A 25,762-nucleotide genomic window follows, 5' to 3' on the forward strand; every position below is an offset into this window, starting at 1 on the left:
GTTCGGCGATGGGATGTGCGGTCAGGCCCGCATGGTGCGCGCGGTCGAACCGAGCTGTTCAGGCAGGATTCGGTAGGCCTGACGCACCCATTCGCACAGCATCGGACGGGTGTCACGGGGATCGATGATGTCCTGGATGCCGAACCGTTCCGCGGTTCGGAACGGGTTCTCCACGGGTTGGAACCGGGCATACAGCTCCTTGCGGAGCGCGGCCGGGTCATCGCTTTCCGTGAGCGTGCGCCGGTAGGCGGCTTCGACGCCGCCCTCGATGGGAATCGATCCCCAGTGTGCCGTCGGCCAGGCGAGACGCCGGTTGATGCTGCCACCACCCACCGGGCCATAGGCGGCGCCGGCCAGTCCGTAGGCGCGACGCACGAACAGCGAGAGCCAGGGGACTCGCGCCTGCTCGAGCGCCATCGCCGTCCTGATGCCCTTGCGCAGTGTGCCTTTCTGTTCGGCATCGCTGCCGACAAAGGTGCCGGGCTGGTCGATCAGATTCACCACCGGCAGGTGAAAGGTATCGGCCATGTCGACGAACCTGGTGGTCTTCTCGGCGGAGTCGACAGTCAATGAGCCGCCGAGCCACCTGGGGTCATTCGCGAGGACCGCCACGGGATGACCGTCGAGACGGGCGAGCATCGTGATCTGCGATTGTCCGAAGTAACGTCCGATCTCGAACAGGCTGCTGTCGTCGAAGACCGAGGCCAGCAACTCGCGCATGTCGTATGAGTACTGCTTGATTGCGGGGATCGTCGTTGACAATGCCTCATTTCGCCGGTCCACCGGATCGGCGCACGGCGTTACCGGGGGAAGCTCATGGACGCTCGATGGCAGGTAGGACAAGAAACGGACGGCCTGCTCGAGTGCCTCGAACTCGTCGGCGGCTTCGTTGTCCACAACGCCCGATCCGCGCGCATGCACACCCGCGCCGCCGAGTTCTGCATTGGTGACGTCTTCGCCCACGGCCTTCCTCACAACCGCGGGTCCGCCGGCGAAGAGGTAGGAACTCTCGGCGGTCATGATCGACAGGTGGCTCGCGCATACCCGGACGGCGCCGAGTCCGGCGGCGGCGCCGAGCGCGACGCCCACGACAGGGACGGTGCCCAACAGTTCCACCATCGGCCAGTGCGGGTATCCGGGAATCTTGGTAGCAGACATCTGCTCGAGGAGGTTGACACTGCCGCCGGCGGTCTCGACCAGCCGGACCACGGGCCAACGGTAGGTCAGCGCCAAGCGCTCGACGTACTGCCATTTCTCAGGGTTGGTCGCCTCCGACGAGCCTCCGCGCACGGTGAAGTCCTCCGCGACCACGATCACCTCGCGGCCGTCGATCCGGCCTTGCCCACAGATGACATTCGACGGTTCGACCGAGATCAGCTGCCCGCGTTCGTCGTAGCGGGCCGAGCCGGTCATCATGCCGATCTCGCGCCACGACCCCGCGTCGAGGAGTCGCTCGATGCGTTCGCGCGCCGTCAAACGCCCACGCTCATGTTGGCGCTCGACCTTGTCGGGGCCGCCCATCGCCAAGGCGAACTCACGGCGTTTGGCTATTTCCGCTTCGAACCATGGCCGGCCGGTGTTGTCCGCGGCGCTGGTGCCGATGGTCAGGGCCAGGGCAGCCGCTCGGGGTTCGATCTGGGTCATCGTGAGGTTTCCTGTCTGTCAGGGATGCCGGTCAGCGAACCACCGCGGCCGGGAGTACTTCCGCGAGGTGCACGCGCACGTCATGCGTCGAACGAGCGACGAGGACGCCCGCGTCGGCGAGTGCTGCACACTTTTCCTGGACGGTCGAACCATCGGCGTCGCGCGGCGCGTGACCGAACGGCAGCGCCGTCGGCAAGGAATCCCCGGCCCGCCCGGCCACCATCGCGATGATCGGCACCTCGATTCGTCCGTCCACCACCGCGACTGCCAAGTCGACTTCCTGGCCACTGGAAGGTTCACCGAAGACCACCACTGTGCGAGTGTTCGGATCACTCGCCACAAGTTCGACACCTTCGGTGAGTGTGGTGCCAACGGTCGGCATGCCGCCGATGGACATCTGCACACTGGTGCCCAATCCCCATGTCCGCACCAACATCGCCAGCTCGGAGGCCATGCCGCCGCTGCGTGAGACGATGCCCACCGAACCGGCCGCGAACCGCTGCCACGGTTCGTCACCCCCGGGACAACCGATTCTGCCCACACCCGGGACGACGACGCCCTGGGAGTTCGGCCCGATCACCCGGCAGTTGTGCGCTCGCGCGACCTCGAGTGCCCGAAGCCAACGATGCTGCGGAATGTTCTCGGAGCTGACCACGATCAGTTCCAGGCCCGCCTGCGCTGCCTCCACGACCGCGTCGGCCGCGGCCTGCGGCGGTGCATAGCTCATCGCCACCTGCGCGCCCGTCGCCGCAACGGCCGCGGCGACGGTGTCGAAGACCGGCACCCCGTGCACCACGGAGCCACCCTTGCCGGGCGTGACGCCTGCTGACACCTTGACACCGGAATCGAGCATCCAGCGGGTCTCCAACTGCCCCTGCCTACCGGTGATGCCCTGGACGAGAAGCCCAGGACCAGCCTCGAGTAGTCGACGAATCATCGAACAAGCCCTTCCAGTTCCTGCGGTGACCGTTCCATGGCGGTCAGCAGTAGGTCACATGCGTCCTCGAGCGAGGCTGCGCGATCGAGGACGAGCGCACCTGGCAGGCGCTCTTTGAGGATTGCGTGGGCCTCCGCTTCGTGCGGGCCGGCCAGCCGGATGACAGCAGGCACGCGAGTCGCGTCGAATCCGGCCCGATCCGCCGCAGCAACGAACTCGAGCGCGACGTCACGCGCATCGGCGAGACTCAGCACTGCGCCGCCGAACAGCACCCCACGGAGCCGGGGTACTGACAGTGCGGAACTGAAAAGTGTCCGCAGCTTCTCACTGCCGGCGCCTGGCGACGCGTCGAGATAGCAGGCGGGGCGGACGCCGAGGTCCGTCAAGTAGTCCAGGGCCAGAAGTCCCGCACCACCACCGGTGATCATGCAGGCCACATCGCCGTCCAACTCGAAGAACTTGATGCCGGCCCGATTCGGCTCGGCGGCGTCGGCCTCGCGCACCGCCAGCTCGCGCGCGGTGGCCGCGCGGTCCAGAGCAGCCTCGGGTTCGACCAGCGGCGTCGGTCGACGTGCCTGTGCGGTCGGATGACCGTGGGGGTCGAATTCGACCGCCACGCCGACGGCGACCAGCCGCTCACCGTCCCACCGGAAGGGGTTTACCTCGATGAGGGCGGCCTCCGCATCGCAGAAGGCGGTCCACAGAACCTGCAGCGCATCCGCGATCGCACCGCGTAGCCGTGGGTCGTGGACGGCAGCCTCGTCGAGCAGGCCGGCTACGACATGGTCCTCGAGGCCTCCCGCCAGGCCGACCGCGACAGCCGCTGCCTGATGAGCGTCGAATCCGACACCGCCGGTGGCATCGGCACGCACAACGGCGTCACGCGTGGTCTCGTTCAGGGCAATGGAGAGGTAGCACTCCTCCCCGTCGACGTACTCCTCCACCACCGCGGGAGCGCCGCTTCGAAGGGTCGCATCGACGGCGGAGGACAGCTCGCCCCGAGTCCGGCAAATATGCACGAGGCCGCCCAGCCCCTTGCCGCTGCCCGCGATGTCGGGCTTCACCACCCATGGTGGCCCGAATCCAAGCTCCTCCGACGCCAATAGCCGCTCATCCGCGACGACGACCAGCTCGGGCGTCTCGACACCGGCCCGGCGCAGCCATGGCATCGCGGCGCTTTCAGTGGCGCGGGGCATCGCGTCTCCCTTCGTTCAGGGGCCCTCAGGGTGGGCCTCTCGAGTCACGTACCACTGTGATCCAGCTAACTGATTCAAGGAAGTGGTTGCCATCGACCACCGTGATCGTCATTGTCGATCGCTCTGGCTATCATCGCGGCATGAGATCGGAGCAGCTGCGTTACCTGGAGGCGGCGATCCGCCACGGTTCGCTGCGCAAAGCAGCCCAGGAGGTGGGCGTCGGGCAGCCGACACTCAGCCAGCAGATCCGGCGCCTCGAGGAGGATCTCAACGTCATCCTGCTGATCCGCCGCGCCAACGGCGTCCTCCCCAGCGCCGAGGCCCGGATTCTGCTCCCGCACGTGCGGCAAGTGCTGCAGGCCGACCGCGCCCTTCGCGAGGAGGCCGGGCTGATCAACGGACTGCGCAGCGGCAGCGTTCGCCTGGGCGCAGTCACCACGGCCAGCCAGATACTTCTACCGAGAGTGGTACCGCTCTACCAGAACTCGTTTCCCAACGTGCGCTTCTCAGTGTGGGAATCTGGCTCCCAGGCCGTGCGCGACAGCGTGACGAGCGGTGAACTCGACCTCGGGCTGGTGGTCGGCACCGGTGCTCCAGCCTCCACCGCGAGCCTCACCGCGACCGATCTGATCACCGACGAAGTCGTGCTGTGCGTTTCCCGGCACCATCCGTTAGCCAACAAACCAACGGTCAGCATCGAGGACCTCGAGAACCAGTCCTGGGTGGTGTCCGCGCGCGGCTATGCCCTGCGGGAGCTGGTGGATTCCACATTTTCACCACCAACACAAGACATCGTCTACGAGACAACCAACCCGCATACCAGCATCCTCATGGTCGCCGCCCAAGTGGGCATCGCCATGCTGCCTCGGCATGCACTCCGCGACTTCTGCACCGACGAGATCGCGACACCCGCAACGGACTGGGACCCACCTCAGCTGACCGTCTGCCTGATCAGGCGGACCGACACTCAACCAGCGCCCGCAGTGCGAAAGCTCATCCACGCACTACGCGAGGTCAGCGTGGAATGGTCGCGCAACTACCCGCGGCGACCGCTGCCTTCCCCTGGAGAATAGGCGCTATCGGTGGCCTCTCCGTGATCGTCGCGCACACCCACAGGTAGTCCGTGCCATCGAACGATGACCCGCGACCGGCGCCTGATTCGACGAATACCCTCGTGCCCGCGGGAGACCAGTTCGTGCGCGAGGAACTTCAACGCCTCCAGCGGGAGCTGGCGGAGCTTCGTGGCGAAGGCGGCGAGGAACGGCCTACTGCGGCGGCTTGCGGTGACCCACCAAGGCCGTCGGCCGCACGACCAGCCAGGACTCGCGAGGTTCAGAAACCACACGAACGGGTTGCGGCCGAAGCCATTTCACAACCGCCCGTGGACGGAGTGGTTGTACGGGATCATCGGATTCATACAGCGCTGCAAGCAATCCGGGACATCGATCGGCGAAGAACAAGCCGAGCGTGCTCAGACTCGGGCGGCAGGGAAGTCGGTCTTCACGGTGCTGGCCCAGAACATGCCAAGTCCGACCAGATCGGCGCCGTTGAAGAGCGATGGGTTGACGCGTGCATAGGTGCGATCACATGACGGAGGCTCGCGTTGGTGAAGTCGGCGGCCAGATACGCCTGGGTGAGGTTAGCGCCGTCGAGGTTCGCGGCCGTCATGCATGCCGACGTGGGCTGGTCGCCGATGGATGACGATCGGTACAGGTATGCACTCTGCAGTTCGGCCATCACACCAGCGACGATCCCATCGCTGACCAACACCGCTGGCCATTCGGCGCGGGGCGGCGGATCGATCCAGTCAGGCATACGGGACCGATCTTTAGTGGCGTATTCCGTTGTGGCAATGGCGTTTCCACTGCGCTTTCGTCCACCCGCGGATTGCCGTGAGCTTGTGTGAGGAGAAGGTGGATGGCGTGGTGGCTGCTCACCGCATCTACGGCGGCGACCGTCACAGGTTGTGGCACCGAACAGCCGGCCCCGCCTGGGACGACGAGCAGCAGCGCAAGCTCGGCGGTGCATGTGGGTTCGCCGCCGCCGGCCGCACCGCCGCCGTCGGCGCGTGCTTCGGATGCCGTTGCACCGCAATGTCAGACGTCGGATCTCACGGCCGGTCTCGCACCGGAAACCGCGGCCGCCGGAACCGTTGCTTTCCCGATCGTGTTCACCAACAACGGGTCCGGTACGTGCGTACTCGGAGGATTCCCGGGTGTCTCCTACGCTACCGGCCTGGACAGCGCACCTGTCGGCGCGCCGCCGCGCGGGACGATACCTCGTCCGGCCCGGTTCAGTTGGCGCCCGGTGGGCGGGTGTCGGCGCTGGCGTATGCGATCAACGTGCACAACATTCCGCCCGAGCAATGGCAACCGGTGTCGGTACCCGGGCTGCGAATCTACCCGCCCGACAACACCGTATCGCTCTACCTCGAACGCGCCGCGACAGCATGCAGTCTCGCGCAGGCGACCACCACACAATTGAGGATTCACGCCGTCGTGGCGGGCACCAGCGGCCGTTAGCCCGCCGGGCGGGGACGGGGCTTGTTGCGGCATGGCCGATTACGACGCGGTCACAGTAGTGCACTACTGCTGACGTCGCGGCCGCGGCACCGGAAAATCGGTAGTTACCACCGCAATTCCGGTCCCCCCCAAGGGGTCGGTCGTCCTTCTCGGAGGGTAGTCATGGTTGATTCCCTTTTCGCCGACGTGCCCACTTCCAAGTATCGGTCGACGACCGACAACTCCAGTCCAGCCGGGGCATGGGCCCGATTCGTCCTCGCTGAATCCACATAGAACGAATCCACAGCGGCCGAAACCTAACCAGCCGCAGTCGATTTTGCGGTCCCGGTCCCGTCCGATGCGCCGGTGGTGACGCCGGTCGTTGGCCCCGCGGCAATGTTCGCTCGCCCAGGGACACCAGTAACGAACGAATGCATGAGCAGGGAGGACCTCGGTGATGTCGAGACATTGGGGCACGGCGATCAACGGGTATAGCGCCAGTACCGCGCAGCAGTTCGGGGTAGGCGGAGCCGACCTCGGCATCCCCTACGACCGCAGCCGCTTCGGGCCGGGCCGGTCCGGATTTGTGTTCGGTGACACGTTCACCGGCAACAGCCAAGGCTCCGGCACCTGGCTCGGCTCGCCGATCCTGCTGTTCAGCCCCAACATCCCGGACACCACCACCACTTTCACCAGCGCCTCCGGCGGGGCGCAGGCGAAACAGGTCCTCACCTACACCCACAACGCCGACAACGGCTACGGGATCGAGGTCACCCGGATCCCCAACGACGCCTTCGTCGACCCGAACGGGCGCACCTGGTTGACCTACACCAGCGTCCACGACTGGAACGCCTCCGACGACCAGTACGGGGCGCTGTTCTGCGGGCTCGCCTACTCCGACGACGACGGCACTACCTGGACGGATTACGCAGCGGTGTGGCGCAACGACGGCAGCGACGGCTACGACGGCTGGAGCCCGTTCATGATGCAGTCCTTCGCGGGTATCGGCAACAACAACAGCGACGGCTACCTGTACATCGTGTCCAAGGAATGGGGGCGCTCCCACAACCAGGACGGGCCGATCCTGATGCGCGTGCCGTGGCAGCAGATCGCCACCCGCGCCGACTACCAGTACTGGGGCTACAACGGCTCGGCCTGGCAGTGGGGCAACCCGACTCCCACCCCGTTGTTCGCGGGGATGGGACCCATCGGGGAGCTGAGTGTGAAAAACATTGCGGGTACCTGGGTCATGTCCTACTTCGACGTCAACGGCTACTGCATCTCCACCCGCACCGTGGCGGCAATCGACCAGGTATGGACCAATCCGAGACAACAGATCCACGGCGCCGTACCGTGGTGGCAGTTCTGGGTCCGCTCCTTCCCGCAACTCTACGGCGGCTACATCCACCCCCGATCCGCCTCAGCCACCGACGTGACCCTGTATGTCTCGCAATGGAACACCATCACGAACAACCCGTACTGGGTCATGCAATTCGACGGCATCACCCCATAGCCGCGCTGACATCGAGCTCGGGTACACGGGATGGATCAGCGCCGTCGGCCCCGGTGATGACCAATGACCGGAACCCGTGACGGCGGGCGCGGCGCGCAACTCGTGCACCGGGCCGTCCTGGTCATGACCGGTTGCGTTTAGCATGCAGTGCTGAGTTGTAAGGGAACTGGCTACCGCCGCCGAGTTGCTCGCCGCGGCGCAGCGCCCGGTGATCATCGTGGGTGGTGGTGCCCGCTGGGCAAGTGAATCGGTCCGTCGGCTCGCCGAACAGCTGGGCGCTCCGGTGGTCACCAGCGCGAACGGCAAAGGCGTTCTCGACGAACAGCATCCGCTCGCGATAGGAGCCGGGTTGCATCACCCGAGCGTGCGCGCCTTGGTCGAGAATGCCGACGTGGTCCTGGCGGTCGGCACCGAACTCGCCCCGTCGGATCTGTGGAACGGCCCCTTCCACCTGTCGGGGACGACAATTCGCGTCGATATCGATCCCGCAGCGGGAAGGAGAGTCCGATTGAGCGGAGTTCTATCCACTCGGTCTTGGATTCTCGACACCCCGGAACGGCGACTATGACGCTCACGGAACGCATCGGCAGTGTCCTCGCCGTCACTGCTATTCCGATAACCCACTAATTGGCAGAAGCGGATGTTCGACTCGCCGTTACATCGTAGGGGCCGACGGCATCGTAAGTGGAAGGAGCAGAATGTGTTCCGCGATATGGATCAGCACTTTCACGCACTGATCAGTGCACCTAGTCTTTCGGCATGGCAGACACCAACGGCACGCCCATGACAGACGCGGAGATCGGCCAGCTGTTCAAGCTGCTTCAATGATGGTGCGACGCTGAACTCGACCAGTTTGCCCACCTGATCGTCCCCACCCGATGGGGTGATGTGTATGCCGACTTCGGCCGCAAACGCCCACCGGGGTGCCCGGCGGAAGCCTACGAGCAACTGCCCGCAGACTCGTTCGGCGAGGCCGGATAGAAGGCCACGCCCAGTCGAACCGTTGAGAGGCTCTCCATCCGGAGCATGCCCCGCACGGAACGCATGAGCGGATGTTCTGGTGTATTGCGGGGGGACAACGGTCGATCGCTTAGATCCGGTCGGAGCGAGCCCGGAACCCTGCAAAACGGTCGGGCGGACGGCGACCCGATGAAACCAGGAGCACCACTCGAGAGGAGGCTGCGCACCTGGCCGGTCCGCGTGAGTCCGGCGGGCAGACCAGAAGTATTGGGCGGCCTACGCGCCCAAGTGTGTTTGTTGTGCCACGATGGCGTCACATCGTCAGAGGAGAAATCGTGAGTGTTCTCATCCGAGTAGAGCGGCAAGGGTCCGATGACGTGCGCAGCCTGCTGCAGTGGCTGACCGACGCCGACGGACTGCGCGGGCACGCCGGTTTGATCGAGCCCGAGCTAGAGCGGGACAAACTCGGAGGTCTGGCCGACACACTGACGATCGCGCTGGGTGCAGGGGGCACCGCCACCGTCGTCGCGCGGGCGACCGCCGACGTGCTGATCGAATGGCTACGTCATCGGGTGAACGCGGTGACGGTCACGATCCGCAGACCGGATGGATCAGAGATGGAATTCCAGGCGCCGGCCGCCCAGGCCTGGACGCCCGCCGAAGTGGATACGGCCGTAAACGAACTCACTCGGTTCATGGAGGACAGCCCCGACGATGACGGCTGAACCACCCGCATCGGCGCTGAGTTCCCGCGGAACCCGAGTTCTCATCGTCGGGTCGGGCGGCTTCGCCGCCGAATCCGGGCTCCCGGCGGTACCGGCGATTGCCAACACGGTCGCCGAGCTGACCGCAACGTTCATCGAGCGGTGCGGTGTACTGCCGGAAAACATAGTGGCACACGTGGATCCGGCCGATCCGGCTGCATTCGGCGACGCGCTCGTCACCGCCGCAACCCGGGCAACAGACGTGTTCGTGCTGTATTACCTCGGCCACGGACTCATCGACGAAGACAACCAGCTGTACCTGGCTACCTTCACGACCAGCGGTGAAAGCACCCGGCTCGGATTCGACGCGGTCAGTTATCAGTCCATCCGAACGGCTATGCGCCGCTGTCGGGCCACCTCGATTCTGGTGATTCTCGATTGTTGTTACGGCGGCCGGGCCACCGGTTCGTTCGGTCCGTTACCGGCCGATGCCTACACGCTGGCGCCGATGCGGAGCAGTTACGTGCTGGCTGCCGCACCGCCGAATGAGCAGGCGTTCGCGCCTCCTGAATCCCGGCATACCGCATTCAGTGGTGAGTTCCTGACGTTGCTGACCGAAGGCGATCCCGCTGAACCCGCGGTGATCACCGTTGACGGCGGGTACCGGTGCTTGCGTCGGATCCTCGTCGCGCGTGGTCTCTCCGCGCCGCAGAGATGGCCGGGTGACGGCAATGCAGGTGCGATTGTCCTGGCGCCCAATGCGGCCGCACCCAAGGTTCTGGCCCGGCCGTGGGGCGCCGAGACCACCACCGCGGATGCGGCGGACCGGCCGTGCCCATATCGAGGGCTCGACCCGTACACCGTCGACGACGAGCAATTCTTCTTCGGCCGTAGAGAATTCGTGGCCGAAACACTCACCAGGATGACCCGGCTAGTCGGTGCCTGGGGGCCGATCGTTGTGGTCGGCGTCTCGGGTGTCGGCAAATCATCGGTCGTGCAAGCGGGGATCCTCCCCGCGATGCGGCGTGGTGAACTCGACGTTCCAGGATCCGCGGCGTGGCCGCATCTGCTGATCACTCCGGGCGCACACCCGCTCGCCGCCTTGCGAAAAGCATTGGCGCAGACCTTATCCGGTGGTGCGGCGGATACACGGATCGTACTGATCGTGGATCAGTTCGAAGAAGTGTTCACCGAATGCGACGACGAAGGCGAACGGGCGGAATTCATCAGCACACTGTGCGAGGAGACGCGTACATCCACCGTGGCGCTGATCGTCTTGCGCTCGGATTTCTACTCGCCGTGCCTGCGCTACGCGCCCCTGCGTGATGCCTTGACCGAACGACAGATCACCGTCGGCCCCCTGGATCGACCACAGCTGCGTCAAATCATCGAGGAGCCCGCACGGATCAGCGGACTCGAGCTGGAACCCGGCGTCGATGCGGCGGACTCCAGTCCGCTCACCGACCGACTACTGCACGATCTCGGCGCAGGCCGGGACGTCGCCCATGCCAGCCTGCCGCTGTTGTCGTATGCGCTGCGCGAGACCTGGTCCAGGCGTGAGGGTGCCGTGCTCACCCTTGCCGGATACGAAGCGACCGGGGGGATTTGGCATGCCGTCGCGCAGCAGGCCGATGCCGCCTACTCGAGTCTCGATGCGACCGGGCGGGCCGCCGCGAAGGCGCTACTGCTGCGGATGGTCCATGTCGGCGCCGATACCGACGACACCCGTCGCCGGGTGGATCTCGCCGCGATCGCCGCCGAACGTCCCGACCAAGCCGAAGCTTTCGCCGCCGCCCGCGAAGCGCTGCTCGCGCGCAGACTCATCACGGTCGACAAAGATTCCGCGCAACTGGCACACGATGCGTTGCTGCGCGCCTGGCCGCTGTTGCGCAGTTGGCTCGACGAGGACCGTCGCGGACTGCTTACCCATCAGCAGTTGGTCGACGACGCCCGCAGATGGCAGGACGGTGGTCGCGAAGACGGACTGCTCTACCGCGGTAGTAAGCTCATGACGGCTCACGACTGGGCTAAGGATCCCGACCATGGCAACCGACTCGGCGACGTGGAGCAGCAGTTCCTGAATGCTGCGGACCGGGTGCGGTTGCGCACCCGCGCCTATGCACTCGGCGCGGCTATCCTGCTGCTGATCGCCGTCGCCGCAGGCGGTTTCGCCACCGCGCAACGCCGCGACGCGGTGCGTCAGGCGGCGCAGTTCGACTCACGGCGCTTGGCCGCGATGGCGGATGAGATTCGAGCTTCGGATCCTGCGGGCGCAATGCAGCTCAGCTTGGCCGCCTACCGGATCGCGCCGACCGCGGAAGCCAGGGCGGGAGTTCTCACCTCCAATCTCACGCCGTTCCCGGTGTCGTTGACCGGACACGGTAAGCGAGTCGGCAAAGTCGTGTTCTCGCCGGATGAACAACTGCTGGCCAGTTCCGGCGAGGACACCACCATCCGGCTCTGGGATGTCTCCGAGTCGCAACATCCGAAGGCGCGTGCGGTGATCCGCCCGGCGAACGTCTCCACCATCATCTTCGTACCGCACAGCCGAATCCTCGTCGGAGTCAGCGCGCATACGCTGCAGCTGTGGGACGTCGCCGATCCTGATCGACCCGCAATGCTGTCCGAGGTCGCCGTCGAGGTCGCCGACAACGATGACATTTTCGCCCAGGCATTTCGGGTGGACAACAACATCGCTGTCAGCCCGGACGGTCGAACCGTCACCTTTGCTGACAGGCTTGGCAACATACTGCTCTGGGATATCAGCGACCCACGCCACCCCGACCGTGCGGCAACCATACAGCCGAATCCGGATACCGGCCTCAGAATGCTCGGCTTTCTATACTTCGAGGGCTTGAAGAGCGCGACCGGAATGGGCATCGCGCTGACATTCAGTCCGGATAGCCGCACCCTCGTCGTGGCTGTGGCAGGCATCGTCGAGTCATGGAATGTCGCCGACCCGCGGCATCCGGTGCCACGCCCCACCCCGGAGGTCGACCCGATGACCTATCTGCTCGGGGTGGACTTCAACGAGAAGGGCAATCTGCTCGCCGCCGCCGGAAAAGGTGGTGCCGTGCGGGTATGGGACTTCACCGATCCGGATCGGCCGGTGCTGAAATGCCATGGCCCGCCACCTGACCGCACGGAACGGTCGACCACGTTCAAGATCGTCGAATTCGAACGGGACGCGGAGACCTTCATGACCGTCGATCCCACCGGCATCGTGGATAGGTGGCGCTGCGGTTTTTCCTACGGCGGCCAGACCCAGACCATGTGGTTCGTTGCCGCTACCAAATTCCCGGATACGCAGTCGTATTCGGTGGCATTCGGCCATGACGCGCGGGTAGTCGCCACCGGAAATGGTGACGGTACGGTGCGGGTATGGACATCGCCGCGACCGGCGGCGCTGCAGGTAGGACCGATCTCGTCGTCGGGCGGCAATTTCGGCATGTCACAGCGCGATGCCATACGTTTCGGCCTCGACGGCAACGGCATGCTGATCGGCCGAAGGCTCGTGCGAATGTCGGATCCCTATCAGCCAGAGCTCGAGTCCGAGTTACCCGGCGCAGGCGAGGGAATTATCGCCACCTTTGCGCCGAACGGCCGCCTGCTGCTCGGCCTGCCGAATATTCGTGATCGCGATCTGGTGCTGTGGGACGCCACCGATTCCGAACATCCGATAGCCGCGGGGACGATTCGTGGCCTGAGCAACCCGGCGTTCGGCCCGGATAGCCGCATCGTGGCGGGTTTCGACGATCGTGGTCTCGTGCTGTGGGACATCTCCGATCCGCGAAACCCACGGCAACGCGCAACGATACCGATGCAACGCGGTTTTCATCCGCCGACATTCGTAGATCCCGGCACACTGCTGATCGACGGGAAGGATTCGACCCAACTGTGGGATATATCCGATGCCGACGCGCCGAACATGACCTTCGAGGTACGGCATCCGCCACCACCGTTGGGGTTCGACGGCGCCGAGGTCGGAGCCGGGGGCGCGGTGGTCGTGCTGCGGTATAGGTCGTTCACCACGCCACCGGTTGCACCGTCCGCGATCGTGGTCGATCGCCGAGACCGGCGCCATCCGGTGCAGATCAGCAGTCCGATCTCGGACACGGTCGCTACCGATGCCCATGCTTTCGGCGATGATGTCGTTGCCACCGCCCGCGGGGATGGGGCAGTGGTTCAACTCTGGGATATCGCGGATCCGAGCAACCCCGAGCCGTTGTCCACTGTCAGCGCCGCCTATGTCAAATTGCTGGGCATAAGTCAGGGAGGGCAGGTTCTCACTGCCACGGCTGCCGACGCGACGATCAGAGTTTGGGATATCACCGATCCACGCAAGCCGGTTGGCCTCGCCGCCGTTCCCGCTGATCCGTATCACGAAGTGTGGGATGACTCGGTTCCGCTCACTGTCGACGCCGGTGGCACCCTGGCCTACTACACGAATAACGATACCGGTCGAATCGAACTCATCGATCTCGATGTCGATCGCGCCTATCGGCACCTGTGCTCGCTCGCACAACCGATGAGCGAGGAGCAATGGAAGCGATACGCCTCGGGCGTTCGGTACCGCGATCCCTGTGGTTGATCGCGAATTGTCTTGTTGGGAAACCACTATCGCGCGGCGCCGGTGGTGTCACCAGGGTAGATGGGGCGCGGGCAGCTCCGTCACGGTCGCTCCTGGCCCCACCACGACGCGATTAGGTTGCCAGATAGGCACACCAGCACAGCCCAGCGCTAGCCGACAGGGCAGGTCGCTGTCATCGTCGCGCAACAACGCGGGTGAGCTGGCGTGTGTTCACCAAGATGCACCAGATCCACTACTACCTGCGTGTGCGGAACATGAGTTCATCGCTTACGAGCTGTCGTAGAGGTCGTTATCAGTGGTCAGACCTCAGAAATCCCTGCCCCGACTTGGGGGTGCGGACAGCCGGACCGAGAAACCGTGTGGCTCGCCGGATCGACTGTCTCGGCTGCCGGTCAGCCCTCGGAGCGGGCGGCGCCAGCTGATCCCGTCCACCTCAGACTCGCCGGCGGCCGGAACTTCGTCGACGGAAGCGGGGCCGACCACGTGCGAGTCCTACGCGCCGCGCCAGTCCCGAACGCACGACAATGCCGAATGCCGTGCGTTCGATCGGAACGTCATAGTTCGGACCATGCGACCCCGAACCATGGTGAGGTTCGTCCAGCTAGCAGCTGGAGGTGGAAGTCGGGGCCTTCATGTGTCCGATCCTCTTCGGAATCGGTCAGTTGACTGATGGTGCAGATGTAGTCGCCGTTTGGGAGTTCGATACTGGACCCGTATATATCCTTGTCGTCGTCCACAGCGGAGTCCGCGAACTGGGCAGCCATGGTGACCGTGTCCAAATTGACGACGACCAGCTCACCCCGCGTCACGGTGATGGGGCCGGCGATTTGCCTGATGATCGGCAGCCGCGGATCTACCGGCGAATCCGAAAGGTCGATCCGCCATTGCTCCTCGCCGCCGGTTCCCCAGAGCAGCATCGTCCGCTGCCGCATTTCCGATTCGACGCGCTCGAACAGCATCTCCAAGGTCCAGTCTTCGCCCACGAACGACGTGTACGCATGTGGGTCGACAAGACCGAGGAATCCTGAGTCATCGGTCAATTCGTCGATCCGATGCTGAAGCTGCGCCATGCGGTAGTCCTCCCCGGATTGATCACCGAACCCTACAGGCACAATGCTCGGTCGAACACCGAGCCCCACTCCACCGGCGTCCGCGAAGAAGTCGGAACAGAGTTCCCGGAAGTGGTAAGGCGCAAGGGAACTAACAGCGCTGATCGGCAGCACCGAAGCCTGCGATGCGCAGCACAACCGCAACGACGATGCCAACTCCCAACCCTGCAGCGATTTCGAGAGGTCTTCCCGTTCATCCACTTTGAGTAGATATCGCTCAACAACGCACTGTAATAGCCGCTGGGCGGGCTGCGCGGCGAGATCGATTGCGGCGCACAATGTCCCATTGTGTCGAGTTCACGGAACAGCGTCACCTGGACGCGGTCGACCATGCCGGCGGCCATCAATGCCCGGTTCATCGACAGGCTGCCGTGCGAGCGCAACAGCACCTCGGACTCCTACCGGCCCACCCTCCATGCCTGAGTCCATCCATGCCCCCGTCAAGCAGCCGAACCTGACCCGCGATCTCGGTGCACACATTCGCTGGCTGTCCGAGGGAAGGGTGCCGCCCGGACGCCACATAGGTCAGCAACCTACGCTCATGCCGCCTGTCGCGCGTTCGGCGGACGAGGCCGGCTGCGGCTCGAGACGTCCCATAGTGCCGGGTACCGTGCAGGCTGGCTCGGTACCCGGTCAGGGGCGATTGTCGGTGAGATGTTCGCCGACGACGGCAAGCATGTCGGTGGCCAGTTTGACGAGTGGGGAGGGGCGCGCTGCTGGGACAGGCTGAAATCCTCCTAGCAGTTGGCCAGACCGAAGGCGCTGGTCAACTCCGTCGCCATCGGTATCGCGCCGCGCCCGAGAACCGGATCTGCGAACAGTGCACTGGCCGAACGGATGTCCAGGGAAGCAGAATCCGGCACCCGGTGAACATCCCTGGAGGCGGATACGGTGATGGAAGGCAAATCCCATAGCCGCGCCGATATTTCGGCGCGCGAGGCGACCTTCCATCCAAACGGCATCAGGTGGACGCGTTCCCCGTATTCCTCCAGTCGTTCGGCGAAATCCGAAAGCACGTCGAGTGTGTCGGCGACGTGGGTAAGGATATCCAGTTGTTTCGCGGCCGGCGTAAATCGACTACCCGGGGTCGCGAAGTGCGGGATTCCGGCGAGGACGATATAGGCCGCCTCGCTCTCGACGCACAGGTACCGGATCGCGTGAACGGCCTCGTCGGTCAAGGGATAGTCGCCGGGTTCGACGACGACTCGCACTACCAGGCAATCGAAGAATATCGACGCCGCCCCCACTGTCGAGGGATCGACAGCTACGGCGCACGGACCGGCCGCCACCAGCGTGTATTCGAAGCAGTGCCACCGACTTCCGACGAACCTCATCCAGCCGACCTCCGCTGCTGGGGGTGAGTCATGGTTTTGTCGGCACATTCCGGTCGGCGACGCCGCAGAGGGTGTAACTGAAGACGAATGGCACCGTACCGTCGTTGAACCATGCGTGTGGTGTGCCGTTCTGGATCAAGCAATCGCCCGATCGCAGCGAGATATCGACACCGTCGCCGAGGCGCATTCGGCCTTGGCCGCTGAGCACGACAATGAAATCGATGCTCGCGGTGCTGTGCATGCCGGGCGCAGCGGGGTCGAAGGCCGCCATCATCCCAGGTAGTTTCGTCTCCGCTTCCGCGGTGACGGCGGCTAGTGCTTCCTCGGACAGGTCGGCGTCGGGCTCATAGGTCAGCCCGGGAGGTATGGAGATGAATCCGAAACGCAGCCCGCCCGGGACGGGGAAGTAGCGTGTATCGGTCTGCGAAGGGATCCGGTCGACCGGCAGATCGGGTAGCTCGTCGAGTTCCCACATCCGGTGTATCTCAGCGCCGGGCAGCAGCGCCAGTGTGAGCGGGTCGATGCTGTCGTCTGCCAGTACCCGCCCCTGTCCGGTTCCGTCGTCGCCGACCACGATTCTGCGCATTTGAGCTCCTTATTATCGTCCGCAACCAGCTGAATCGGGTCGGCACCGATAGCCACACCTGCCGATCCGGGCATCAGCTATTCGGACCGTAGCCACCGCCCGCGCATACCCGCTTGTCTCGGAACGCACGAGCATTGTCCGAGTGCGAAGAACTCGAAAAGCGGCAGTGCTGATCCGGCTGTGGTCCGCGCGGGTTCCGCCGTACACTTCTTCTCGAATTGGGTTGGTGACCAGGCCACCAATGATCGCCGAGCCGGGAGACGGTATTCATGGACCAAGCGGCTATTGCCGACTCGGACACGACAAGTGTGGTGGATCCACATGAGCGCGCCGACTATTGGGCCCATCTGATCAACATGTACCACTGCCGACTGGGCTACCGGTTCCCGAGCCGCACCGACTTCCAGGGGCACACTCGACTGCGGCGCACGGACGCCTACCAGCTCGTCGGATGGGAATCGGACGCCGTCACCTACCTTCGCAACCCGAAGCTCATCCGTGCCGACCCCGATGACGACTATCGGCTGATCGTTCCTTTCGCCGGGCGGCTGGCCTTCGGCTCCGACGGCGGGCACGGGATCCTCACTCCGGGAACGATGTGCTTGGTGGCCATCGACCAGCCCTTCGCGATGTCCATGTCCGACGGCACGCGAGGGCTGATCATCACCATTCCGCGGCAGGAGATACAGCATCGCCTCAACCACCTCGCGCCGCCCACCCGCCCGCTGGATCTCACGACCGGACTCGGGCGCGTGACGGCCGGGATGGTCAGCGGCCTGTACACCGAATGCGCCGCACTCACCGACCGCCAATTCGACACCGTCTCCGAACGGTTGGTAGATCTGCTGTGCATGCAGATTCTCGGCGATCCGGCGAGCTCATCCACCCAGCTCGCCGATGTGGAAGCGACCGCCCGCCGGTATATCCACAACCATGCCGGCGACCCGGACCTCACCGGCACGCGCGTGGCCGGTGCGCTCGGCTGGTCACTGCGTCAAATTCAACTGGCGTTCAGCGCCGCAGGCACCACGCCGAGTGAAGTCATCCGGGAAGAACGCCTGCAGTTGGCGCGCGACCGCCTGCGCAGCCCCGCCTACCAGCGTTGCAGTATCACCGATATTGCCTCGGACCTGGGCTTCGGTTCGGCCAGCAGCTTCAACAAGGCCTTCCGTCGACGCTTCGACACCACGCCGAGCCAACTCCGCGAGGGACTGGCGGGCCACGTCCGAGGCAGCCGCACCCCAGGCACTATTTCAGGGACAAGTAGCTAGTGTGTCGCGCCTGAAATTCGTTGAAGATATTTAGCGAGTGATTCGAGGATCTCCTCCGCGGTTTTGCGCCAGACGAATGGTTTCGGGTCGGCGTTCCATTGTTCGATCCACGCGGTGATGTCTTTGTCCAGTGCCGCAACGCTTTTGTGAATTCCGCGGCGCAGGAGTTGGTCGGTGAGGAACCCGAACCAGCGCTCGACCTGGTTGAGCCATGACGACCCGGTTGGGGTGAAATGCATATGGAAGCGAGGATGCTTGGCCAGCCAGACGTTGATCGCTGGTGTCTTGTGGGTAGACAAGTTGTCGCAGACCAGGTGGACGTCCAGTTCCGCGGGCACGGCTTTGTCGATCGCGATGAGGAACATCTTGAACTCCTGCGCGCGGCGGCGCTGGTAAAGCTTGGAGATCACGACCCCGTCTGCGATATCGAACGCCGCGAACAAGCTGGTCACGCCGTGGCGGACGTAGTCGTGGGAGTATCGCTCGGGCATGCCGGGCATCATCGGCAGCACCGGCTGCGAGCGGTCCAGTGCCTGGATCCCGGACTTCTCGTCCACACACAGCACGACCGCCTTCTCCGGCGGATTGTGATACAGCCCGACCACATCGACGACCTTGTCCACGAACAACGGATCGGTCGAGAGTTTGAAGCCATCGGCCACATGCGGTTTCAGCTCGAACTTGCTCCAGATCCGTCCAATTGTCGAGGGCGACAAGCCACTTCGTTTGGCCATCGAGGTCCGCGACCAATGCGTCGCGTCTACCGGTTTCTGTTCCAGGGTCATCGTGAGGACTTCTTCGACCTTGTCCAGCAGGATCGAGGGTCGACGCCCCGGACGCGGCTCGTCGGACAACCCCTCGAGACGTTTCTGCGCGAAACGCCTCCGCCACTTACCCACCGTCTGAGCCGTGATACCCAACTCGGCCGCTACATCCTGGTTGGATTTGCCTGCCGCACAGCCCAATACGATCCGGCAGCGTTCCGCGAGTGCCTGCGACGACTTCGCTCGACGCGCCCACCTCTGCAACGTCTCACGCTCATCGCCGGTCAATACGATCTCGGCCACCGGCCGCCCACCACGATCGCGATCGCCCAGTCCTTCCAGGCCCTCGGCGGCGAACTGCCCACGCCATCTCGCCGCAGACCCCACCGAGACACCGACAAGCCGCGCAGCACCCGCATTCGACATACCCTCAGCGCAAGCCAGCACGATCCGAGCCCGTTGCGCCTCACGCCGATCCGACGAGCCCGCCCTGCGCGCCAGTTCCACACGCTCGGCGTCGGACACAACGATCTCAACAGCAGAAGGCCCACGATGCGACACGCAAAACAGGCTAACAACTTACCGGACTTATTTCAGGCGCGACACACTAGTGTCCTGCGCCAGAAATCCGTTGAACGAGTAATTCGAGGATCTCTTCAGCGGTCTCTGTGCTCGCCGGTGTGACCCTGCTCCGCAATTGGTTCCAGGGTCTGGACATGCATCAAGTGTGTGCCTGTCCTACAGCTCTTCGTGGAGCAGCGGTGGCGGTCGCACACGCATTGCGCAAGTCACAGACGCAGACCTGCGCGCAAGTGTGCTCGCGATCGGTTTCCTGGCGGCACGCCGGGGTCGGCGGCCGGTCTGGACTTCCTCGTCGAGGCTGACCCCGGGGCGAGTGGTTCGTACGGAAGGGGAGAATCTGAGGATCAACGGCCATCGATACAACAATCGGCACCGTATTCGGAAGGAGTGACCTCGTGACGGCGGACCGTCCAACCGACGAGCAACTACGGCAATGGCTGTACGACGCCGAATACGACTGGGATGTCAAGGGCTTCGACCGACCGATGCCGTCGAACACCTTCCCGGTCTATTACGACGACGCCTACCAAGAGACCCTCGCAGCGCTGTTTCGCGAGCTGCTGGAGCATCGCAGGAAAGCGCGCAGAGACCATCTCGTCGAGGAAGCCGTGAATAACCCCGATCCGTCCATAGCTGGTCGTGCCGCTGTCGAACTGCAGAAGCTGACCCGAGAAGGCGACTCAGGACCGACAGGATGACGGCAACTATCCCTATCCCAACAACGACAACGGTTACACCGCCTGCGTCGCGCACCAGTACGCGTACTCGATGGCGTGTGTGCAGAACAGCGACGGGACCCTGCAGGCCTACGTCGCCAACAGCGGCCCCGACCCGAACAAAGCTACTGTGACTACCCCGAGGTCGCCATGAAGCCTTCCTCGGCCTCGCCACCTGCGTCATCTGCTACCGCCATGTCCGACGATTTTGTCAGGACCAGTTTTGTCCGATGAGCGCCGATGAGCTTCGAGCGCGTAGGAGGTCTACCCGGTCATGAGGAAACTGATCTACGGGTTCAGCGTGTCCCTGGACGGCTACATCAACGACCGCGACGGCAACATCGACTGGACCAACCCGGACGAGGAACTGCACCAATTCCACAACGACCGTTACCGCGAGATCGAGGTCTCGCTGCACGGCCGTCGCCTGTACGAGCTGATGGCCGAGTACTGGCCGCACGTGCCCGAGGACGCGCCGCGCATCGAGCGTGAGTTCGGCAGGCTCTGGACGGAGAAGCCGAAGGTCGTCTTCTCCCGGACACTCACCGAGGTCCACTGGAACAGCACGCTGATCAGTGAGAACGCGGTCGAGGAGGTCCGCAGGCTCAAGGCTGGAGGCGATGGCGTCATGGAGGTCGGTGGCGCGAGCCTCGCGGCCTCGCTGATGCCACACGGGCTCATCGACGAGTACCAGCTGTTCCTCTTGCCCGTAATGCTCGGCGGCGGCACACCGCTGTTCCCATCGCTGAACACCCGCATCCAGCTCCGATTGGCCGAGACGAGGCACTTCAACACCGTGGTGATGCTGCGCTATCTCGCCGACTGAGATCCGTTCAACCGCAGCAGCCCCTGCTACTCGACACGCCCGACGCCACCACATCGATCATTTTGTCAGGACCAGTAAGCGAACCGGCCAGCGCGGCACCTCGGAAGATCAACGGGCAGAGTGTCATACTGCCCCGGTGCTCTCCGCGACGCCCGTGTGAACATCCGGTAGTGCCGCTAGGCGCGCGGTTCGCCCTGAACATCAGCCCGCGCGGGTGCATGTCCCACCGTTGCGCCGCAACACCTTTGAAGGCGGGGCCGCGGGATGCCGTTCACCGGACGGCACGCCGGTGCCAGCCTTGCCGTGAGCGTGCAGAGTTTCCCCGTACCACCGAGAGCAAACCGACCGTGACCACCACCGATCAGCCAGCCCCCGTACGAGTTCCACCATGGTGCGCACACCATGCTGATCCTGCACGGTGACTGACCGCCGAGTGTGCCGTGTCCAGCGATCACTGGACACGGCACCCGCGCTCAGTTCAGTGTGAACGTCGCCGTACCCGAGATCTGCTCCATCTCCCTGTCGTTCGAGTCCAGCGCGACGATCCGAGCCTCCACCCGGCCGACGCCCGGCGCCGTGCCGAAACCGACGATCACGCCGTCCACCGTGTTTTGGACGACGCCGTTCACGACGCGGTGCTGCTGCCCGTCCGCATACCCGGTATCCAGGTTCTTGAAGCGCACAGCGACCTTCCAGTCCGAGCAGCTGTCCCCGGTCTGGGTGACGTTCACCCGCACGCCGAACGTGCCAGGCTTCTCCTGCCGCACAGTGACCGCGTCGATGATCGCGGAGCAGCTGGTCGGAACCAGGCGCGTCAGGGTCGGCGAGAACGGAAAGCCTGGGTCATGCGGAATGGCGGTAGATGGCGCTGCGAGCCCGACCAACCCGGCGGCGGTCACCGCTGCGATGACACCAGCGCGGGCCGAAAACTGTTGCAGGTGCTTGCGATTGAGAGTCATGCCTGGTTTACCGGGTCACCAGCAGCCGTTGTTACGACAATAGGAGCGTTAGTGAAATCACTGTAACATTCGGAATAGATGCAGTTGATGATCTCGTCGACCAGAACCGAAAGCCGTTACAGCTCTGAAGATCTCAACTCCACCGCTGATCCGGCGGCAACGGCAACTGTTCCAGCCCGCCGAGATCCCGTCGCTGGGCGAACTCACATCGCGAGGAGTACGACCGCAATCACTATCAGCACCAGCAGCCCCACGCACAGCGCGCGACGATGACACCGGCTCTGGAGCGGGAACGCGACGCTTGCCCGGTCGGCGTCGAGGACTGAAGTCCGTCGTCGTGGGGCGATCTCCGTCCATGCTGTGCTGGCACTGCTGGCCGTAGGCCGATTGCGCGGGCACCGGCCGCCCGAAACCAGGTTGTGCGAACACCGGCTGTCGCGGGAGGGCGTACACAATGGACTGACAACCCGCGTCGGCACCTTGACGAAAATCCTTGGAGAATGCGGCGGAAGCGCGGGCTCGGACCATGCGGGGCGAAAGTGGTCCAACGACTATGACCCGGTCACTGCTCGAGATCGAGGGTGACCGCCACGGCGCGGTGGTCGGTGCCGGGCGTCCGGTCCACCTTCGACGAGGTTGCCCGGATGCCGCGGATGAGTACGTGGTCGGGTCGGACGACGGGAAGCCGTGCCGGCCAGGTGAATCCGGGACCGGAACCGGCGGATCGCTGGGTGTCGTGGTAGCCGGGCGCGAATCCCTGCCAGCGGCGGTCGGTGTCGGTGGTGTTGAAGTCTCCGAGCACAACGACCCGCTCGGCTGTATCGGAGGCCAAACTCCGTGACAGAGTGCGCAATCCGTGATCGCGCTGCGCTGTGTCACCGAGCCGAAAAGACGGCAGGTGCAGCACGTAGACGACCAGACCGCCGTGCGGAGTTTCGACGTGGGCGCGCAGGCCGCGGCGCCAACCGAGACCGACATCGACGGAGGTGGTCCTCGAGATCGGATACCGGCTCCACAGCGCGACAGTTCCTTCCACCACGTAATACCGGTAGTCATCGGCCAGGATCGAGCTCACGGCATCCGCGTTTCCTGCCGAGAACTCCTGTAGACCGATGAGATCGGCATCGAGCGCCGACAATGCGCGTGCGGTGGCGGTTGGTTGCTGGTTGCCCGCGTAGAGGTTCTGCGTGACGACCTTCACCTGTGTCGGATACGGAACCGTGGCCGAGCCGGTTCCGGTCGCCCACCACGAGCCGAACAGGTACGTCCAAGCGATCAGCGGCACCAGAAGCGTCAGTGCGCCCACCTTGGACCGACACAGCGCAGCTGTCAGTGTGAGCACCGGAATGCCCACACCGAGCCAGGGCAACGCGCTGTCCAGCACGATCCCGATGCCGAACACATCGGGTACTCGCTCATGTCCGATCAGCGCAACGGTGAGAACCGCTGCGCCACTGATACACACGAGATCACGACGACGCTGGCTCGGGGTGATCCGGTCCGTCTGGAGTGTCATCGTTCACTGCCCCGGGCATAGTCGGCGCGGGGTGGTGTCACCGGCCAGCGTGGCGTCCACACATCCGGCGGGCAACTCGCCATAGGTCTGCGACCCGAAATTGGCTGTCACGGTGAGCGCGTTGTCGCCGAAGACGCTGCGCTGCACCGAATGGTCGTCGGCCAGCCATTGGAAACTCGTCATCGGCAGAGTGGCGGCACTTTCGTGCAATGGTGCGAAAAACTGCTGCAGACGGGCGATTTCGGTGCCGTGATCGGCAAGCGTCGCGCGGTCGAGCACAAAGTTCAGCGGCGTATTGTTCAGCATCGCGGTCAACGCACGCATCGTCCGCTGCTGAGGCAGCTTGTAATACGACAGCTCCCAGCGGTCGACGTTGACGATCGAATCATGCAACACCGTCTCGTACAGGGGAATCCGGTAGGCCGGATCGAACATGGCCTCGGCCACCCCAGCGGGCAGATCGACCGGTTTGAAGAAGACCTTCGGCGCACCCGCGGGCGCGTAGCCGCCCCAGACCTCCCTATTGCGTTCCAGCGGCCACAGGAGGTCGGTCACCGGAGTCTGCGCGCCATGGTTGAACGCGAGATCCGGTGCGGCCCACGCGCCTGCGGCCTCGGACCCCAACACCTGCTGCCGGTCCTGCGCCAGCAGGCGCATTCGGGCGAGCCGGTTTTCGCGATCCCGCCGCTGGTTCATCGGATGGTTCGGGCTGTAGTCGTCGAAGAACTCGCCCGCGGCATCGACGTCGAGGAAGTAGGTGTCGGCACCGTTGCCGGTCATGGCGGCGTACCTGTCGTCGAGCAGCGTCGGATCCTGTGCCAGTGCCTGCGAACTCAGATAGCAGCCGCGGTCGCCGAATCCGGTCTGCGGCGTCCCGTCCGCTGTCAGTACGCAACCGTCCGGCCACACCTGGTCCGGCCAGCGGGACGAGGGGTTGTCGGCAGTGGCCGGATCCTGGGCGTTGGCGTAGGAATCATACGGTCCCGCAATGTATCCGGCCTTTTCAGCGGCATCGATCGCCGCTGCCGACATGGGGTTGTCGTCGGAGTCGTAGCCGATCCACATCCGGCTCACGCCGAGGTCGTGCAGCTGCCGCATCGCCTCCGGTGACTTACCGTCGCCGAACACATAGGCGTGGAAGGCTCCGAGCAGCCGCGCGATCGACGGGTTCTGCTGGATCTTGTCGGCGAGCGACCTGAATTGGTCGTGCTCCATCAGCCAGTTGCGGTAGTCCTTCGCGGCGGCGATCGGGTCGGCATCGGTCAGTGCGAAGGTCACCGTGTATTCGCGGGTTGCCGCGCGGGCATCGAATTCGTGCGTGGCTCGGGTCTGCAATCTGCCTTCGGTGGAGGTCACGGTCAATGCGGTGCCGATGTCGGTGGGCACGATGTAGCCGACGCCGCGATCCCCGATGCGATAGCCCCAGAACGGCATGGTCAGCCCGGACGTCATATCGAGCGCGCTGTCGATGAGGGTGGCATTGGGGGAATTCCAGAACGGGTCCGCGACGGGCAGCGAAAGGCCCTCGCCGCGCGGCAGCTGCAGCGACACCGCGGCCGGGTCAGCGCCGGTCACCGGCCAGACGAGGCGTCCGTCGCGATCGCTGCGCAGCGTGACCCGAAGTCGGCCGTGCTCGGCGGCGGCCGAGGCGGTGAGCGCCTGGTCGGGGTAGTTCCAGGTGGCGACGTCACCGTCTACCCGGATCGCGCCGACTGGGCCGAGCTCGCTCTGGGCTGGAGCGGACAGATCGATCCCGACCCCCTCGGTGACCGCCGCAAGCGTGGTTGTGTCCACATCGGCGCGGCCGCCGTTGACCGGGATCACGACGTGGCTCCCACGCACCCACGGTGGTTCGGCAGTCGTTGGGCGGGCACATGCTGTGGTGCTCAGCGCCGCGGCCAGGCACAGGGCAACGGTCGAGCACAGGACCGTTGCTGTCGCCGCCGCGGTGGATCGGTCGATTCGATCGAGGCTTCGCCATTTCATATCCAGCACGTTTCCGACGCCGGATGAGAATCCGGTGAGAAGGGTCCGCCGCGGCGGCTCCGTACTA

General features: G+C 64.6%; 18 protein-coding genes and 2 pseudogenes. 9 read left to right on the forward strand and 11 right to left on the reverse strand.

What is annotated here, in order from left to right:
- Positions 1–21: 21 nt before the first annotated feature.
- The 3 genes from OHA42_RS23090 to OHA42_RS23100 are packed head-to-tail and all read right to left on the reverse strand — an operon-like array spanning position 22 to position 3,777.
- Complete coding sequence (locus tag OHA42_RS23090) at positions 22–1,644, reverse strand: acyl-CoA carboxylase subunit beta (protein ID WP_406229950.1); 1,623 nt, start codon at positions 1,642–1,644, stop codon at positions 22–24.
- A 31-nt stretch (positions 1,645–1,675) separates the two neighbouring features.
- A complete protein-coding gene (locus OHA42_RS23095; protein ID WP_406229951.1) occupies positions 1,676–2,581 on the reverse strand; it encodes a CoA-binding protein in 906 nt (301 codons plus the stop codon).
- The gene (locus OHA42_RS23100; protein ID WP_406229952.1) at positions 2,578–3,777 is read right to left on the reverse strand and encodes an ATP-grasp domain-containing protein; all 1,200 of its coding nucleotides are present in this window, start codon (positions 3,775–3,777) and stop codon (positions 2,578–2,580) included. Before OHA42_RS23100 ends, OHA42_RS23095 begins: the two co-directional genes overlap by 4 nt.
- A 140-nt stretch (positions 3,778–3,917) precedes the next feature.
- Between OHA42_RS23100 and OHA42_RS23105 the strand changes: the two genes are divergently transcribed.
- The 6 genes and pseudogenes from OHA42_RS23105 to OHA42_RS23130 all read left to right on the forward strand — a co-directional run bounded on the left by OHA42_RS23105 (position 3,918) and on the right by OHA42_RS23130 (position 14,046).
- Entirely contained in the window at positions 3,918–4,850 is a 933-nt protein-coding gene (locus OHA42_RS23105; protein ID WP_406229953.1) for a LysR family transcriptional regulator, read from the forward strand.
- Positions 4,851–5,694: 844 nt separating this feature from the next.
- Positions 5,695–6,299, forward strand: a pseudogene (locus OHA42_RS23110) (DUF4232 domain-containing protein).
- A 436-nt stretch (positions 6,300–6,735) separates the two neighbouring features.
- Complete coding sequence (locus tag OHA42_RS23115; protein WP_406229954.1) at positions 6,736–7,791, forward strand: DUF4185 domain-containing protein; 1,056 nt, start codon at positions 6,736–6,738, stop codon at positions 7,789–7,791.
- Positions 7,792–7,975: 184 nt separating this feature from the next.
- Entirely contained in the window at positions 7,976–8,359 is a 384-nt protein-coding gene (locus OHA42_RS23120) for a hypothetical protein (protein ID WP_406229955.1), read from the forward strand.
- 727 nt (positions 8,360–9,086) lie between these two features.
- Positions 9,087–9,476, forward strand: coding sequence for a hypothetical protein (locus tag OHA42_RS23125; protein WP_406229956.1), 390 nt, complete (start codon positions 9,087–9,089; stop codon positions 9,474–9,476).
- The gene (locus OHA42_RS23130; protein WP_406229957.1) at positions 9,466–14,046 is read left to right on the forward strand and encodes a caspase family protein; all 4,581 of its coding nucleotides are present in this window, start codon (positions 9,466–9,468) and stop codon (positions 14,044–14,046) included. The genes OHA42_RS23125 and OHA42_RS23130 overlap by 11 nt, the downstream gene beginning before the upstream one ends.
- Positions 14,047–14,600: 554 nt before the next feature.
- Here OHA42_RS23130 and OHA42_RS23135 read toward each other — a convergent pair.
- From OHA42_RS23135 to OHA42_RS23150, 4 genes and pseudogenes are all read right to left on the reverse strand, one after another.
- A complete protein-coding gene (locus OHA42_RS23135; protein WP_406229958.1) occupies positions 14,601–15,116 on the reverse strand; it encodes a hypothetical protein in 516 nt (171 codons plus the stop codon).
- Between the two features lie 341 nt (positions 15,117–15,457).
- A pseudogene (locus tag OHA42_RS23140) lies at positions 15,458–15,553 on the reverse strand (deaminase); the annotation flags it as partial.
- A gap of 339 nt (positions 15,554–15,892) precedes the next feature.
- Positions 15,893–16,333 (reverse strand): hypothetical protein, encoded by a 441-nt coding sequence (locus OHA42_RS23145; protein ID WP_406229959.1) that lies wholly within the window; start codon positions 16,331–16,333, stop codon positions 15,893–15,895.
- Between the two features lie 184 nt (positions 16,334–16,517).
- Entirely contained in the window at positions 16,518–17,075 is a 558-nt protein-coding gene (locus OHA42_RS23150) for a cupin domain-containing protein (protein WP_406229960.1), read from the reverse strand.
- Positions 17,076–17,344: 269 nt separating this feature from the next.
- Here OHA42_RS23150 and OHA42_RS23155 point away from each other — a divergent pair, with 269 nt between their 5' ends.
- The gene (locus OHA42_RS23155; RefSeq protein ID WP_406229961.1) at positions 17,345–18,346 is read left to right on the forward strand and encodes an AraC family transcriptional regulator; all 1,002 of its coding nucleotides are present in this window, start codon (positions 17,345–17,347) and stop codon (positions 18,344–18,346) included.
- Here the strand turns inward: OHA42_RS23155 and OHA42_RS23160 are convergent.
- On the reverse strand, positions 18,343–19,635 hold the full coding sequence (locus tag OHA42_RS23160) for an IS630 family transposase (protein WP_406229962.1): 1,293 nt from the start codon (positions 19,633–19,635) through the stop codon (positions 18,343–18,345). The two genes, OHA42_RS23155 and OHA42_RS23160, sit on opposite strands and share 4 nt — an antisense overlap.
- Before the next feature lie 452 nt (positions 19,636–20,087).
- On the opposite strand from OHA42_RS23160, the gene OHA42_RS23165 reads away from it, so the two are divergent.
- Positions 20,088–20,390: a hypothetical protein gene (locus OHA42_RS23165; protein ID WP_406229963.1), complete on the forward strand. Its 303-nt coding sequence runs from the start codon at positions 20,088–20,090 to the stop codon at positions 20,388–20,390.
- Between the two features lie 292 nt (positions 20,391–20,682).
- The gene (locus OHA42_RS23170; RefSeq protein WP_406229964.1) at positions 20,683–21,234 is read left to right on the forward strand and encodes a dihydrofolate reductase family protein; all 552 of its coding nucleotides are present in this window, start codon (positions 20,683–20,685) and stop codon (positions 21,232–21,234) included.
- 473 nt (positions 21,235–21,707) lie between these two features.
- Here OHA42_RS23170 and OHA42_RS23175 read toward each other — a convergent pair whose 3' ends face one another.
- The 3 genes from OHA42_RS23175 to OHA42_RS23185 form a co-directional block, all read right to left on the reverse strand.
- Positions 21,708–22,193 (reverse strand): hypothetical protein, encoded by a 486-nt coding sequence (locus tag OHA42_RS23175; protein ID WP_406229965.1) that lies wholly within the window; start codon positions 22,191–22,193, stop codon positions 21,708–21,710.
- Between the two features lie 562 nt (positions 22,194–22,755).
- Positions 22,756–23,709 carry an endonuclease/exonuclease/phosphatase family protein gene (locus OHA42_RS23180; protein ID WP_406229966.1) on the reverse strand — a complete coding sequence of 318 codons (954 nt, stop codon included), beginning with the start codon at positions 23,707–23,709 and terminating at the stop codon, positions 22,756–22,758.
- 3 nt (positions 23,710–23,712) lie between these two features.
- On the reverse strand, positions 23,713–25,695 hold the full coding sequence (locus tag OHA42_RS23185; RefSeq protein WP_406229967.1) for a glycoside hydrolase: 1,983 nt from the start codon (positions 25,693–25,695) through the stop codon (positions 23,713–23,715).
- Between the last annotated feature and the right edge of the window lie 67 nt (positions 25,696–25,762).

Source organism: Nocardia sp. NBC_01009 (assembly GCF_045208035.1).
GTDB lineage: Bacteria > Actinomycetota > Actinomycetes > Mycobacteriales > Mycobacteriaceae > Nocardia.